Genomic DNA, 15,200 nt, shown 5'->3' with positions numbered 1-15,200 from the left:
CCTCAAGGTTGCGTTTCAGGCCGCTCGCACACGAGACATTCGTTAAGAGTTAGGGAAGAAGACGTTCATGCTTCAGCTCTGCGATTGCCCAATCCTCCTCCGTATCGATATCTTGCACATGCGTTTCAGGCAGCACAATCGCACCGGTCCTGTCACCGAAAAGTGCTTTGGTACGCAGAAAATCCCTGACATCGAACCAGTACCATTGTCCAGCATCATGATACGCCTCCGGGAGATCTTGGGATCGTAAGTCCCGGTTCTCTGGAAAATTAAGTGAGATCCGGCCTTCCTGTTCGTACTGCAGCGAACGCCAAATTGGATAATTGAAACGAGTGACCGGCATTACAACACTAAAATCCGTGCTCACCAGCAAATCCAATCCCTTGCTTAGAAACGACGCTGAGACAAATGGAGCCGTAGGATATATGCAACACGCCTGATCGAAGCGCCGTTCTGTGTCTGAATAAGCGGTCAACACCTCAAGAAGCGCATCAGCAGTTGTCGCGTGATCACCTGATGCCTCGGAAGACCTCCGAAAAGGAACTGACGCTCGGTATTGTATCGCGATCTCGGCAATTTCCTCATCATCTGTACTAACCATGACTTCATCGAAAAGACCGCTGTTTAGAGCGGCTTCAATAGACCAGGCGATGATGGGTTTGCCTCGAAAACTACGGATATTCTTGCGTGGGATACGTTTGGATCCACCTCGTGCAGGGATGATCGCAATACGAGACTTTGATGATTGCGTAGTCGCTCTGTTCTCCACGTTACTTCAACCCAGTCGAAATCATCTCAGACGCCAATGGCTCACCAAAACTGATATCGCGGGACGCTGTTTTGCCTAACACTTCATCGTAGAATTTTGGCGGCAAGCCATTAGCAGGCCGGATTGAGCGTACATTTTCTGCGCTAAATTGATCCCCTTTAGCCATTGGCGCCACTACATAGAGCGAACGGCGGTTCTTCAGGATAGTGCCTTCTGCTGCAGTTGGTTGTAATGCGGGCTGGCCTAGCGATGAAAAAGCAATCTGAGCATGATCTACGAGTTCCTTCAGTTCGTCAGGTTCAAGTGAGAATGTGCTATCAACTCCCCCGTCTGCTCGTGCCAGAGTGAAGTGCTTTTCGATAAACACCGCACCAAGCGCGACTGCAGCAGTCGGTACTACCGTGCCCATGGTGTGATCAGACAATCCACACAGTATGTCAAAACGCGCACAAAGATCTGGGATTGTTGTTAGATTGGCCTCCGTTGGTGATGTGGGATAGGCCGATGTACAGTGCAACAGTATGATGTCTTCGCATCCCGCCGAGCGTGCTGTTGCAACCGCGTCTTCAATTTCTTGCAAATTCGCCATCCCGGTCGACATAATCATTGGTTTGCCAGTTTGGGCAACTCGGCGAATAAGAGGAATATCGACTAACTCAGGCGACGCAATTTTGTAAGCTGGCGCTTCCAAGTCTTCCAAAAAATCAACTGCAGTCGCATCAAAAGGCGAGGAAAACACTGTAATTCCAAGTTCTTTTGCTTTTACAAAGAGTGGTTTGTGCCACTCCCATGGAGTATGTGCTTCTTTATAAAGATCATAAAGCCGACGCCCGTCCCACAACCCCCCCTTGAGAATGAACTCAGGGCGATCGCAGTCAATTGTAATGGTGTCTGCTGTGTAGGTTTGCAGTTTGACAGCGTCGGCTCCGGCATGGTGAGCAGCTTCAATGAGTGCTATTGCCCGCCCAAGATCGTGGTTATGATTACCTGATAATTCAGCAACTATGAAAGGAGGAAAATTTGCGCCAATCCTGCGCCCGTTTATCTCTATGGTTTTCATTTTTCTCTCCAAAACTTCGCGCTGCCTGTTCTTAGTTTTAATTGACTCATGCCTTATAGCGAGTGTGGCACCGTTGTAATCGATAACCCGTTGTCGCGTTCCGCCCATAGGGTTTTGCACTTTTTGGGCATGCATTTATTGTTGCCATTGCTTAGAGCTCCCTTCCTGACGCAGCATTTAAGGATGCGCTACCTACGCTTCTTCTTGGCGCCCTAGCCTTGTCAAACGCCAGAACGGGGCAACCCCATCATGAGGAAAGAAACTGACAGGCCCATCACTTTCCGCGCGCCCAAGTATATCCTCTCCTGTTTGGTTTTTCAGTGTCTCATTCAGGGGCAGCAACCTATCGCTGTCGAATGGCTTGATCTGGGGGTGCCCCCAGTTTTGTTTTGACAGCGTCAACATGCGACGTAGTCCAACGCGCACCCTCTCGCCAGCATCACTTTTCCAGGGGCGTAACCCCACAGCCGAAAGAAGGTCAAATAGGTTAACCCAACTCTGCAAATTGAAAGTACAATAGTGCTGCGTCAGTGTGCGCTGCAGTTCGTGTGGTTGATCTCCCTCAGGAGTAATCGTGGAGATGGCACGAGCTTGCGCTCGTAAGTCAATGGCTTGCAAATCATCCTCTTTTTCCAAAAAAGCGGCAAGACTGGCGGCCTGCAAGTCATAGCACGTCCCGTGGTTGTTGGCGGCTCTACACTCTTGGCGACCTTGGGCGCTATTGGTGAACCAATCAAAGAACTCTAAGCTCCACTCTTTCATACGGTCGGTTGTGCGCGAATCCTCAAGGAGCCGAACCGCATCCAGAAGAAAGTAAAAATCCTTGGTTTCAATGAGTCCACGGGCGGCACCCATGTTGCCCTGGTGACCCATCCGAACCTGTGCATATGAAAGGTTGGGTTTCATTCCTGTTTTCGCGTCAAGAAACCACGTCCTCAGAATTGAGCAGGCGTGTGCGTGGAAGCTCGGATCGGCGTCTTGTAATGTACTCGCTAATGCAAGGGCTGTGGTGTCGTCGAAGACGCGTTGTAAACGAGTTCGATCGAAGCGGCCGCTCTCTGGTTCGTAAAGTTCAGTGCCCGGTAGTCGTTCACCGTCGCGCCTGACATAGGGCAAACCATCTTTCGAGTTTGGGTTCGGCCACCAATATGGCGCTGGATGAAAATAGTCGCGAAGATCGCCAGAGGGGCCGGGCTCGGGTTTTTGCGTAACCGAAAATGGACCTCGTTCTAAAGCCTGCTGTGCAGCTTCCCGAACAGCTACCCAATCTTCTGACTGTGCCGGATCAGCCGTGGTCAGGTCATAAGATAGGGCTTGGTCTTGCGCGAACGACGCACGGACTGGGCGCGCCGACAACATGTCCAAAGTCGAACGGATCGCAGAAGCGCGTGCGAGACCACGGTTAACAAATGCCTTCCGATCAGCCTGTTCAAGGTGGGCTTTTCCTGACGCCAGCCGCGCGACCCAACCGGCTTGCCCAACCCGATGACCATCAGGGTGAACTCGGCGTGGCGGAATGTCGAAATCTTCCACAGGCCATCGCGTCCACGGACCCTCGATACCAAGATGCATGAAAAGCTCAACCTTTGGACGACGACCATATGGAAGGTCCTCGTTGAACCTCAATGGTGCATCGCATCGAAAAACCAATTGGGGCTCTTCTTCCGCAGAAAAGGTATTGTTAGGTTCCAGCAAATCTTGATTGTTGGTGATCCTTGCCATTGGAACAACAAAATATCGCTTGTCCCGGGCCTCTAAGATGTTCGAATGCAGCTGTGCCCATCCTGAGGACGTAAGGAAGCAATTCCCATCAAAAGGCAGCGCCCACTTGCCGTATTCCAGACAAAAATCGAGAGCTGCATTTCGTGCGCCGTTGTTGTGCATCACATAGTTATTGCGGGCGCGGTAAGCCTGCATAACCGCCTGCGTCGTGCGCGTACTGGTTGAATCTATTTCAAGATGTCCGTCGTAGAACATATCAGGCTGTTTGAACGTATCGAAACTGTATCCGATAGACTGATATTCTTCTGGATCGAAGGCGATACGTCGATAGGTCTGCCCTCGTTCCTCAAGCAAGTCGATAATCTTTGCTTCAGTCTCCGCGTTAAATATCCTGTTGAGCAACCATAACTTTTTTACGCCCTCGAATTCTGGTTCATTGTCTAAAATAAAGCGCACATTTGAGAGGCTTTGGCCAACCTTGTGCCTTGGCTCGAGATCGTTGCCGACAATACGACAGAGCGCGAATGTATCCGCCAAATCGTTGATATCAGATTCCAGTCTTGGATCAATGGGCGCTTGATTCACATCTCGCAGAGTACCGCTTATATCACCCATACGCGGCACTTCATAAGAAGTACCGAAGCGATTGCGCCTGATGCGGTTGCGCCTTATGTCTCGCCAATGCCTGTTCAGCCTGTAAAGCAGGTAGAGAGGAAACAGAGCGATGATTGCTATTCTGATTTGTAGGGAGCTTCGCTTGAAGTCGTGTTTAAGTCGTTCGAGCAAAGCTTGCCTCCTGTAAGATCGCTTTGGTACGCATATTGGCTTTGTTTGATCTCATCAACCAATTCAAAAGCAAAAATTCGCTCATGATTGGCTCGGCTCTTCTGAGCCTTTGTTCTCTGCAGTGCGGATAAAACGAACGATTGGAGTGGAACTACCGCATTTCAACCCGTATTAAGCCGACTAACATAGAAGCTGATACTTGGGGCAAAGCTGGAGATACGAAGATGCGAATTTGGCCAAGAAAGAAGCGGCATACTGAAGCTTTGGCAAACCAGATTGCACCAAATGCAGAGAAAGCACCCGCTGGTTCGGATCTGATCAAGGACGAGAAATTCGGAATCCGCGACCTAGATACCCTCAACGACTCTGTGCTCGCCCAAATTAGTGCCCTCTCGAAAGCAGAAATTGCAGACCGCGTGGACGCCGTTTCGATACCCAAGATATCTAGTGATACCGAGTATCGTGCGGCGTCCAAAATATTGAAACAAGAAGGCATTCTTATTGTACGCGATTTTCTGAGCAGTGACTCGCTGGCACTGGCAGAGGTTGCATCGGAAAAGGTCAAAGACGCGATGCAAAAAGTTGATGCCGATGGTGCGTATGAAGACAAATCCATGATCGTACAGTCTTCAATCAAGAAGGTGAGCGGCTACAATGCCATGGCGAGCCATAAGAAGAGCATTGTCTCCGTTCGTGGTGGTGCTGATGCAGGTATGGTGGATGTCTTCAATTTCGACAAATTTATTGAAGGCGAACGGCATATATTGCGCACCCCCTTCACCCAGGAATGGCTGCTGCGGTTGATCGCGGAAGAACAAACAAATGCGGTGGCTGAGAATTTGAACCTATACCTAAACCGCGGGGTCGAAAAGACACGCGGTTTTCACGCCGACTCTTACAACCCGTCTCTCAAAGGATTTGTCTATCTGAGTGATGTGCGAGAGTTAAGCGACGGCCCTTACTGCTACGTACGGCGTTCGCATAAGGATGGGCCTTGGCGCCGAGCCAATCAAAAAATATCGGAACTTGCAGAAGCAAAGACCGAGGCGCCCTTTGTGGATATGTCGATGGTCCTACCCGTTCTGGCACCACGTGGATCATTTGTCCTGAGCGATCAGGCCGGTTTTCATCGCGGTATCCCGCAAAAACCTGATGCGGAGCGGCGCGTATTAGTGATGCGCTACAAATGAACACCTGGATCGAAGCTAAGAAGGCAAGTGCAAGGCAGAAGTTTCCTGAAGCCTTTCTTGCTAGAATGGAAAAAAGCGTTTCGACTAGGCCACCAATCGAGCTCTATTTACTTGGAGATCGTACCGAGATCGCGGTGGCAAATGCCAACTATCGTGCAGTCAATGGTGACTATGCATCTGCATCCACTCGCCTAGCTCGCATATTGCGTAAGCAACCCAGGCATCATGGTGCGCTCACATCGTTGAGCATGCTATGTTCATTCTTCTTGGACTCCGACAGCATTGGTGAGTGCTGGGAAATACTTGGAGGTCGTAAGGCCCTGCAAAAAATCGCCGAATCCGTATCTGACGAGTCTTACGTACACCTAAAACTCTTGGTGGAGTTGGGTCTGTCGGTCGAATTTGAGCTTGCGCGTCAAGTCGTAGACACCAGCATAATGGGAGAGATTCGGAACAACACAATCGTCAAACGGCGCGATGCAACTCTTTTCTTCTGGCATATACCAAAGTGTGGAGGAACTGCGTTCAACTCGTGCTTAGCAAACTATTTTTACAGGTCTGGACTGGCGAAAATTCCATCGTACACCACCCTAAAGTTGTTCAACTTGTTATTAACAGAGTACGCAAGCGATATTCCTTATATCTCCAGCAACCATCTATCTCGCTGGCGTCTAAAGATGCCCAAGCAAGAACCTGTTTTCCAGATACTTGCAACACGGAATGCAGAACAGCGTGCCGTATCAGCTTGGCGCCAGTATTATTCAACGTCTCATAAAAGGCTCAACATACTCCCGCAACACGGGGAGGTGTGGCCCTTTTGGCCAAGAGCGAATCTTGAAGCCTGGGCGAGACGAGCCCCAAGGCATGTGGTTAACCGACAAACGTCGACATTCTCAAAGTCGATAAACGTTGAAGAAGCGAAACAAGAGATTGGCGGCCTTGACTATCGGTTTGACGTTAAGAGCTCTTGGAATGCAGCTAGGGAATTGGCGTCGTTGTTCTCGCTTGAGCTCGATTTCGATTTGATGAACACAAAAAAAAATGTGACAGATAAATCAATTGTTGTCTCACCTGAGCATCTCAATGTTCTGGGAGATGCTTTGGAACCTGACTTGACCCTCATCGACAGTCTATCGGAGCGTTAGCACAGGTATTGAAAGCAGTGGCTTCACGTCTCAACTTGGCGGTGACAACGTGGTGAATTAGCCTCTATTATGAATAGCGCTAATCTGCTGTGACATTGGACATTGTTTGCTGAACTATTTTAGGCTTGCCCTGCCCCCTTAGGGTCAACTATCTGAAACTAGTGACTGGGATTTCTACCCGGCCTTTGGGTATTCGAGAAGCTAAGGAGCGGAGCTATTCTTTCGAATTCGACCATACTCGTAACGGGTGGGACAGGGTCCTTTGGACATACGTTTGTGCCGCTCACATTGGAAAAGTTTAACCCAAAACGCCTCATTATTCTGTCGCGAGACGAGATGAAGCAATGGGAGATGGCGAAACTCTTCAAGAATGACCCAAGGGTAAGGTTTTTCTTGGGTGATGTCCGGGACCGCGAACGTTTGTACCGAGCGCTCGACGGTGTCGATTATGTCGTCCATGCCGCAGCTACGAAAATCGTTCCAACGGCAGAGTACAATCCCTTCGAATGCATCAAGACCAACGTTATTGGCGCGATGAACCTGATTGACGCCTGCATAGACAAGAAGGTTAAGCGCACGGTAGCATTGTCGACCGACAAGGCATCCAGCCCAATCAACCTTTATGGTGCTTCCAAGCTTGCATCTGACAAGTTGTTTGTTGCAGGAAACAGCTATTCAGGAGGGCAGCACACAACTTTTTCTGTCGTACGATATGGCAATGTAATGGGATCTCGTGGCTCGGTCATTCCATTCTTTATGTCGTTGAATGAAAGGGAAAAACTGCCTATCACAGACACACGCATGACCCGCTTCATGATTACACTTGAGCAAGGTGTCGACCTTGTATGGCACGCGCTTGAAGATATGGAAGGCGGAGAAACCTACGTGCACAAAATCCCTTCGATGAACATTATGGACATCGCAAAAGTAGTGGCACCAGGAAGGGATCACGAAGTTGTTGGAATCCGCCCAGGCGAAAAACTGCATGAGCAGATGATTGGTGCTGAAGATGCAATGTTCACTTATGAATACGACAAGTATTACAAGATTTTGCCCGCAATCAGTGGTGATGACCCCACTCAGGATCGTCGCATCAAGGGCGGTAAAAAAGTAGCGGAAGACTTTGTCTATTCCAGTGACAGCAACCCATCATGGATGGAGCCTCAAAAGCTGGTGCGTTGGATCGAAGTCAATCGTGCGAAAATCGGCGTTATTTGATGATACCATACGGTCGCCAAGACATTACGGAAAGCGATGTTGCTGCTGTCTGTGAGGTGTTGACATCCAATTTTCTCACCCAGGGGCCTGCCGTCCCTGCATTTGAGGCATCGGTGTCAAAGAAAATCGGAGTACCGCACGCTGTCGCGATGAACAGCGCGACGTCGGCTTTGCACGTAGCTTGCTCAGCACTTGGTCTGGGACCCGGAGACTGGCTATGGACGCAACCGAATACCTTTGTTGCATCGGCGAATTGCGCACTTTATTGCGGCGCCCAGGTGGACTTTGTGGATATTGATCCGGAGCGTTTCACAATTTGTCCCCATCGCTTGGGGGCCAAGCTTGCTGAAGCGGAAAAGACAGGCAAGCTCCCAAAAATTGTTGTGCCCGTTCACATGTGCGGCCAGCCAGCGGACATGGATGAGATTGGCAAGCTTGCGCAACAGTATGGTTTTTCCATTATCGAGGATGCTAGCCACGCCATTGGCGGAAGCTACAAGGGTCAACCCGTGGGTGCTCATCCCGATACAGCGATAACCATATTCAGCTTCCACCCAGTTAAAATCATCACCTCAGGAGAGGGTGGCATGGCTGTGACGCGGGATGCAGAGTTGGCAGCAAAAATGGCTATTCTGCGCAGTCATGGGATCACACGTGACGAATCCCTCATGACCCATGAGTCTGAAGGTCCTTGGTACTACCAGCAGATTGATCTCGGTTGGAACTACCGCATGACAGATATACATGCGGCGCTGGGACTCAGTCAGATGACCCGCCTAGAGGATTACATCAAACGGCGACACGTATTAGCGAAACGCTACGACGTGGCTTTGTCGGATTTCCCGTTGAGAGTACCGACCCGCGTTGACGATTGCATGTCTGCTTTCCACCTATACAGTATTCGCTTGGATGACGTAGACCTGCGTCGTCCGGTATTTGAACATCTGAGAGCTGCCGATATTGGGGTCAATGTTCACTACATACCTGTTCATCTGCAGCCGTACTATCGACGAATGGGCTTTGCAGAAGGGGACTTTCCGCAAGCTGAGGACTATTATGCGCGTGCAATCAGCCTGCCACTATACCCGGCACTAAGCGAAACCGACCAAGATTTTGTGATTTCAACGCTGGCAGAGAGTCTCGGTGTGTGAGGCCGGTAATAACAGCGGATCCTTCGGATGCTCTTTACTTGAGGTGAGACGATGAAATACGCGATTGTGAGCACGTATCCGCGCGAAGGTTCTCAGAACATTGGTGATAAACTCATCGAACGCGCAACAATAAAGGCGTTGCAGGCAGTAGATCCAGATGCGGAGTTCATCAGCATTTGGCGTGCGGATGACTGGCAGAACGTTGCTGGTATGATTTCGCACTGCGATCACGTGGTATTTGCTTGTCTTGCAATCCGCAAGAATATGGCGATTGTCTATCCATATCTTAAGAACATCCTAGAATTAGAAATCCCGATTTCGGCAATCTCCGCAGGGACAAGTATCGCACCCCTTGCGGACCATCGCTTCCAGATAGGTTTCTCGGACGAAGATATAGAGCTTCTTCGGCGCTTTTCCGAGAAAGCAGTTGTCTTCACGTCTCGCGGCGCGATCACTCAACTCTTTTGTGAGAAAAACGGCCTGTCCAAAGCGCGGCTGTCCGGTGATGTGGCCTTTTGGGACCCGCGATTTTCTGATCGAACGTTCGAAGACAAAACCCAAATCCGGAGTATTGCAATAAGTGATCCTCATGCAGGCGATTTGTATCGCCCTATTTTCGAGGGGCTGGTCAGCACATTGCGCGCTCGTTTTCCTGACGCGCGGATCGAATGCCTGCTGCATGGATTGAATTCGGATATCGAAGATGCCTGCACTAAATTGAATGTGCCGCAACGCGAAATCTATAAAGATCCCGATAATGGCTTAGACGGTTATGATGAATTTGATCTCCATGTGGGCTTTCGCGTACATGGGCATGTGAGCGCATTGCAAAGGTGTATACCCAGCTACCTTCTAGAGCAGGATGGGCGCGGTGCTGACTACGGTCTAACACTCGACCGGAAAATCTCGATTCCCTGCTACAGATTACCAAGCTCTCTAATTAAGCCGAAGCCGGTCCACACAAAGCCCGCGAGCAGATTGCAAAAGCTGTTTGGAATGAAGGTAAGTCAAGATGAACTTGTCGATGCAAAACCTGTACAAAAGCTGATCGGCGGTCCTTTGCAACTCATGGAAGCTTTGCTCGCGCAAGATGCCGCACGAAACTTTACGAACTTCCTGGAATTCGAAAAGACAGTCGCCCGATTTAATGCAGCAACACGTGATTCAATGCACGCAATTGTGACAGCGCACCACTGAGATGTCCCTCAACGTTGTATTTCGAACCGATGCGTCGTTGGAAATTGGGTCTGGGCATGTGATGCGATGCCTGACCTTGGCCGATACTATCGCGCGAGCAAACGGGCAAGTTCATTTTCTATGCCGCCGTCTTGAAGGCCATCTTGAGTCGGTTATTCGAAGTCGTGGTCATCCAGTGACAATGCTGAGTGCGCCGCATACGACGTCAAGTCTTATTGCTCCCAATTGGCTACAGGTTACACAAACTCAGGACGCGGTGGATACCAAAGACGTTCTGCGTCAATTGCCAGGTGGTCGCCCCGACTGGATCATTGTCGATCATTACGCGCTTGACTATGAGTGGCACGTTGCGCTGCGACCCTTTGCTATGCGCATGATGGCGTTGGACGATCTTGCGAATAGACCCATGGCGGTCAATCTTCTGGTAGACCCGACACTTGGCCGTCTTCAGGATGACTACCAGGGATTGTTGCGTCAAGATGCACTGTGTCTGACTGGGCCTCACTACGCTCTACTTCAGCCTCATTTTGCCGCTCTTCGATCGCAGAGCCTCGCGCGGCGCGGCGTTCGACCGGTACGTAGATTGATGGTCACCATGGGAGGGGTCGACAAAAACAATCAGACCAAAAGTATCATTAAGACCCTCGATACTCACCAGCCTCAAGAATTTGAAGCACTCGACGTGATTTTGGGCCGCAACGCACCTCATCTCGATCAAGTACGGTGTGAATTATCGCGATTGAGCATCCCAGCACAGTTGCATGTGGAAACACCGAATATGGCCGAGTTGATGATGTCCGCAGATGTTGCCATTGGTGCGGGTGGAGGCACAAGCTGGGAGCGTTGTTGTCTTGGTCTGCCAACAATCGTTGTCGCAATTGCGCAAAATCAGATTGAGATCGCGCGAGCGTTACAAGACGCTGGTGCAGCAGTTGCTGTCGAACTAGAAAATGAAACCGAGTTTGCCACTCAACTTATTGCAGCCCTAAGCACCCTTTCGAGAAAAGAAGTGCGAAAGGTCATGTCGCAGCGGGCCGCTGCGATTTGCGACGGTCGAGGAAGTAGTCGCGTTTTTGAGACAATGTGTAGAGCGATTTGATCGCTTGCACCCTGACCAAATCAGATCTTTTTATGCGCGGCTAGATCCGGTATTCGAAATCCTTATGTCGAAGGTATGGCTATGAGCGCTGCGGGGTTAGATGCATTGAAGCTGTTTTTGTCGAGGTTTTGGGATGTCCGTACAAAAGTCACCAGAAAAGCATTGTCGAACTACGCAGACGGCCTGCACCGAGTTGCTTGTGTAATAGATAAAACACCAGATTACCATAAGCTTATGACTGACGGTCTTACCTCTGAGGAACAGGCGGCATTTGCTGCAGAGATCGATCTAGTTTCACGCCGCGCGAACGCTATTGATCTAGCGCGAAAAGCGATCGAGCCGGGTGTCTCACGCGTTATCCTTCCCGACATTGACGGAATCGCTTTCGAAGGAAAGACCGAAAACAATGTAAAAGAGTTTCATTTTCTTCAGAATCTCTGCGCACTGGTCAACTTGGATGTCGAACGAAACAATTATTCATTTCTCAAAAAAACACGAAAGCTCGAAGTTCCGAACCAATTGGACGGGTTTATTTCGAGATTAATGATAAAAGTATTTTCCGACTACATTAATGCTCGACAGACGGTAGAAGCTGGGTTGGTACATCAACTGATCTTGTATAGCAGATATTTCAAGTCAACGCTGACGGCCTTTTTGCAGCCGGATGCCGTTCGACCTCGCCTTTTTGTTCAGGCCAACGATCACTCGCCGATCCGCGTTGCTTTTTCCGTTGTCATGAAAAGCCTAGGCGTTCCCCGGCTTTACCTCCAACACGCTCAGGTCAGCCCAGCATTTCCACCTTTGGACTATGAATTTAGTGTTCTATATAACGAGCGATCACTGCAAACATATCGCGATATCGCACCCACAACTGGCAAGATCTTTGTGATTGGACGGGAGACTGTCGGCGTTCCGAAAGAGTCCCTGGAACATGACCGCCAAGGACCGTGCGATGTTGTCATTTACCCTACCGCTCGAATCGATACGGATGGTTTACAAAAAGTTGTCCAGGCACTCGGGCGGAATCCGGGTGTGCAGAAAGTGCAAATTAAGCGGCACCCTCGAGCCAACCAGATATTTCCCGGCGATTTTGGGGAATTACAGGTCGAAATCATTGATCAACGCCCCACGCAAGACCATGTGGCAATTGTTGGTAACTCCTCTATCGCTCTAGAACTCATTAACCAGGGCGTACCCGTATATCAGTGTTTCGAATTCGACTTCGTGACACGTGACTACTACGCATTTGTTCAAAGCGGTCTGATTCCTGAAGTTACTGCAGATATGCTCCGTACCAAGTTCTGGAAGCCATATAACATCAATGAAACTTGGAGGAGAGCATACGCCGAGTGGATGCCTAGCGCAGACCAGTCCGCACAAAATGCCAAATCACTTACTGAATCCATTAGTCAGTATATGTAGCGGTCTGCACCTAGGAGTAGCGGCTTGAGATTACAAACCATTGGATACGAGATTATTGGGTTTATGAAACCGAAATCCATCGCCAGATCACGCACACCGTCCAGGCGAACATTGGAGCCAGACGCCTGATCGCTGTCGATGGGCAGGTCGACGTCAGTAAGACCTTGTTCCTGCACCGTTTGTAGGACGAAATCGCGCACGAGAACATAGTCACCGTCGCCGAGAGCCTTTCTGTGGATAAAGCCCGAAAAGCTCTGGCTGACATTGCAATTGACCCCCTCGTCGGTGCCAATAGGGCGGTTACAGTTGTTTCCGACGATGGCCTCGATCAGTTCTAGGTCCTCTCCAAGCAGGCGGGCAACTTGTGCAATTGAGAAGAGGTAGGTTGTTGTTGCCATCGCGTGGCCTTGCCCATCAACTGCGCTTTGGGCACCCAGTTCCAGGGCAGCAATTCGTCGAGCCGGTTCATTTTGTGATCATGAATGCGGTCGAGGATGTTGGCGAGGTAGGCCTGAGGATCAAGACCGTTCATCTTGGCGGTTTCAATCACGGTCAAGGCGAGGGCGAAAGTTTCACCGCCGGTATCGGATCCGGCAAAGAGCCAATTGCGGCGACCGACGCCGATGAGCCGCATACCGCGTTCGGCGGTGTTATTGTCGATGGCCACACGGGCGTCCTTGAGAAACAGCTTGAAGGAGGGCCACCGGTTCAGGCCATCACGGAGGGCCTTGGCAAAGTCGCTTTTGCCGGGAATGCGTGTCGGTTGGACTTGGGCCCATTTGTGGAACTCATCGACCAGCGGTTTTGTCTTGTCATGCCGGACAGCCCGGCGGTCATCGGCAGATTGGCTCGAGATCTTGCGCTTAATGTCGTAGTATGTCCGTCGTCAGGGAATTGGGGACGGAAGGCGGCTCAATGTAGGAGAAGATCTGACTCACACTGTTGCTCTAATTAGCAGTCCAAATTGGTTGCTGAAATTGACCGAATACACAAGCCTTCATCATCAGCTGGATATGACAGGGCGGAATATTTCCAACGTAAGTGAAGAAGGAGGTTGCCAAATTGCGCTCTATTCCAGCACCTCGTCTCCATCCCGGGCGGCTGCGCGTCTTTCGGCTAGACGTTTGGCCATGTTGTAATCGTCACTGCCGCGTTCAAAGCGGCTTTCGTAATAGTCGAGCACCATTGCGTTTTCCTTGGCGGTTAGCAGTCCACCAGTAGAAAGCACCTCGATGATGCTGCGACGTTGCTGGTCAGACATTTTTCCATAATGGATTTCTGTATTTTTTTCGTTCGTATGGCCAAGGTTCAGGGACCAGGCTTTGCGATCTATTGGAGAGGTGCAATGCTCATCGCCAAGCACCTTGAGCGTATCGCGAACGGAGTGTGGTGTGCATTTGCGCCCGATCAACGAGGTGGCAAAGTCAAACGCACAGCTCACGGCTGAGGAGGATTGCATCGGGGGCACCGCGCCGATCTCTGGGCCGCGTTGTTTCAGATGTACGATCTCGGGGAACACGGCGTCGTATTGGGTGCAGCCTAAGGCAGCCAAATCCGAAAGCCAGATGATGAGGAATTTTTGGAAGGCCTCAGTGCGCGGAAAGAAGACGCTGCGAAAGCTCTTCCCATTCTTTGCACGCATTTCTTTGGCGTCCTGAACCAGTTCCTTTTTATCAAGATCAATGTGTTTCAGTCGCAATGTCGTGAGGGCAGCGGCGCGCAAGCCACTGGTATAAGCACAAGCCACCATGGCGCGGTCACGGCGCTCTGCAATCGTGCGATCGGGCATTTTCTTCAGCATCTTTTCCGCCTGCTTGATCGTGAGATAATCGCGATCGTCGCGAGGCGGGGTTTTGGCGTGTACCGCCTTTGGAAGTTCGAGGCAGAGCAGAATGTTCTGGCTCAATCGCTTGTAGCCATCCTGAAGGCAGAGCCAGCCGAAGAACTAGCGAACCCGCGACGCGTGATGCCGGATGGTGGAAGTGCTCAGGCCGCCATGCTCTTTGGGGGTTTGGCCGAGTTTGACCAAATGATCACGAAAGGCTGCGGCGTCTTTCCGCGTGACTCTATCGAAGGCTTTGCCACCCATGCAATCCTCCAACATGCGGATGCTGCGCAGATGGGCACGTATGGTCGAAACCTCATAGCGTCTGGCAGAGGTTTGCCACTCATGCACGATCCGATCGTTTGTCGGGTACCAAACTGTCTCGCGAAAGTCGGGTTTATTCCCGGTATCAACTGGGATCTCGCAATTACTTTCGCATAAACCCTGCTAAAACAAGCTACTATCAGCTTGGATCGGACGCAACTGGATGATCATGTGGTGCCTCAAGAGGGACTCGAACCCCCGACCTTGTCCTTACGAAGGACCTGCTCTACCAGCTGAGCTATTGAGGCAATTCAGAGGTTCCGTTTAGCGGCAGGGTACAGGTCATTCAAGG

General features: G+C 50.6%; 13 protein-coding genes, 1 tRNA gene and 1 pseudogene. 8 read left to right on the top strand and 7 right to left on the bottom strand.

Annotation, left to right across the window (positions count from 1 at the left end; genetic code table 11):
• Window positions 1-49: 49 nt before the first annotated feature.
• From pseF to ACRZ91_RS15810, 3 genes are all read right to left on the bottom strand, one after another.
• Window positions 50-769 (bottom strand): pseudaminic acid cytidylyltransferase, encoded by a 720-nt coding sequence (gene pseF / locus ACRZ91_RS15820; protein ID WP_480906998.1) that lies wholly within the window; start codon window positions 767-769, stop codon window positions 50-52.
• A gap of 1 nt (window position 770) precedes the next feature.
• Window positions 771-1,829, bottom strand: a complete 1,059-nt coding sequence (gene pseI, locus ACRZ91_RS15815) for a pseudaminic acid synthase (protein WP_480906997.1) — start codon at window positions 1,827-1,829, stop codon at window positions 771-773.
• 192 nt (window positions 1,830-2,021) lie between these two features.
• Window positions 2,022-4,166: an alginate lyase family protein gene (locus ACRZ91_RS15810; RefSeq protein WP_480906995.1), complete on the bottom strand. Its 2,145-nt coding sequence runs from the start codon at window positions 4,164-4,166 to the stop codon at window positions 2,022-2,024.
• A gap of 395 nt (window positions 4,167-4,561) precedes the next feature.
• On the opposite strand from ACRZ91_RS15810, the gene ACRZ91_RS15805 reads away from it, so the two are divergent.
• The 7 genes from ACRZ91_RS15805 to ACRZ91_RS15775 all read left to right on the top strand — a co-directional run bounded on the left by ACRZ91_RS15805 (window position 4,562) and on the right by ACRZ91_RS15775 (window position 12,759).
• Complete coding sequence (locus tag ACRZ91_RS15805) at window positions 4,562-5,527, top strand: phytanoyl-CoA dioxygenase family protein (protein ID WP_480906993.1); 966 nt, start codon at window positions 4,562-4,564, stop codon at window positions 5,525-5,527.
• On the top strand, window positions 5,524-6,672 hold the full coding sequence (locus tag ACRZ91_RS15800; protein ID WP_480906991.1) for a hypothetical protein: 1,149 nt from the start codon (window positions 5,524-5,526) through the stop codon (window positions 6,670-6,672). The genes ACRZ91_RS15805 and ACRZ91_RS15800 overlap by 4 nt, the downstream gene beginning before the upstream one ends.
• A gap of 165 nt (window positions 6,673-6,837) precedes the next feature.
• Window positions 6,838-7,890 carry a UDP-N-acetylglucosamine 4,6-dehydratase (inverting) gene (gene pseB, locus ACRZ91_RS15795; protein WP_480907084.1) on the top strand — a complete coding sequence of 351 codons (1,053 nt, stop codon included), beginning with the start codon at window positions 6,838-6,840 and terminating at the stop codon, window positions 7,888-7,890.
• On the top strand, window positions 7,824-9,041 hold the full coding sequence (gene pseC, locus ACRZ91_RS15790; protein WP_480906989.1) for a UDP-4-amino-4,6-dideoxy-N-acetyl-beta-L-altrosamine transaminase: 1,218 nt from the start codon (window positions 7,824-7,826) through the stop codon (window positions 9,039-9,041). The genes pseB and pseC overlap by 67 nt, the downstream gene beginning before the upstream one ends.
• Before the next feature lie 51 nt (window positions 9,042-9,092).
• Window positions 9,093-10,238, top strand: coding sequence for a polysaccharide pyruvyl transferase family protein (locus ACRZ91_RS15785; protein WP_480906987.1), 1,146 nt, complete (start codon window positions 9,093-9,095; stop codon window positions 10,236-10,238).
• A 1-nt stretch (window position 10,239) separates the two neighbouring features.
• Window positions 10,240-11,337 (top strand): UDP-2,4-diacetamido-2,4,6-trideoxy-beta-L-altropyranose hydrolase, encoded by a 1,098-nt coding sequence (gene pseG / locus ACRZ91_RS15780; RefSeq protein ID WP_480906985.1) that lies wholly within the window; start codon window positions 10,240-10,242, stop codon window positions 11,335-11,337.
• 81 nt (window positions 11,338-11,418) lie between these two features.
• On the top strand, window positions 11,419-12,759 hold the full coding sequence (locus ACRZ91_RS15775; RefSeq protein ID WP_480906983.1) for a hypothetical protein: 1,341 nt from the start codon (window positions 11,419-11,421) through the stop codon (window positions 12,757-12,759).
• On the opposite strand, the gene ACRZ91_RS15770 is transcribed toward ACRZ91_RS15775, so the two are convergent.
• The 3 genes and pseudogenes from ACRZ91_RS15770 to ACRZ91_RS15760 all read right to left on the bottom strand — a co-directional run bounded on the left by ACRZ91_RS15770 (window position 12,747) and on the right by ACRZ91_RS15760 (window position 14,665).
• On the bottom strand, window positions 12,747-13,157 hold the full coding sequence (locus tag ACRZ91_RS15770) for a hypothetical protein (protein WP_480906981.1): 411 nt from the start codon (window positions 13,155-13,157) through the stop codon (window positions 12,747-12,749). The genes ACRZ91_RS15775 and ACRZ91_RS15770 overlap by 13 nt on opposite strands.
• 5 nt (window positions 13,158-13,162) lie before the next feature.
• A pseudogene (locus ACRZ91_RS15765) lies at window positions 13,163-13,633 on the bottom strand (IS66 family transposase); the annotation flags it as partial.
• Window positions 13,634-13,828: 195 nt separating this feature from the next.
• Window positions 13,829-14,665 carry a site-specific integrase gene (locus tag ACRZ91_RS15760; protein WP_480906979.1) on the bottom strand — a complete coding sequence of 279 codons (837 nt, stop codon included), beginning with the start codon at window positions 14,663-14,665 and terminating at the stop codon, window positions 13,829-13,831.
• Between ACRZ91_RS15760 and ACRZ91_RS15755 the strand changes: the two genes are divergently transcribed.
• Complete coding sequence (locus tag ACRZ91_RS15755) at window positions 14,618-15,025, top strand: hypothetical protein (protein ID WP_480907088.1); 408 nt, start codon at window positions 14,618-14,620, stop codon at window positions 15,023-15,025. The genes ACRZ91_RS15760 and ACRZ91_RS15755 overlap by 48 nt on opposite strands.
• Window positions 15,026-15,080: 55 nt before the next feature.
• On the opposite strand, the gene ACRZ91_RS15750 is transcribed toward ACRZ91_RS15755, so the two are convergent.
• Window positions 15,081-15,156, bottom strand: a tRNA-Thr gene (locus ACRZ91_RS15750).
• Window positions 15,157-15,200: the final 44 nt, after the last annotated feature.

The organism is Ruegeria sp. O11 (assembly GCF_056535285.1).
The sequence above is the reverse complement of the archived record's forward strand: the minus strand, read 5'-3'. Positions and strand labels throughout refer to the sequence as shown.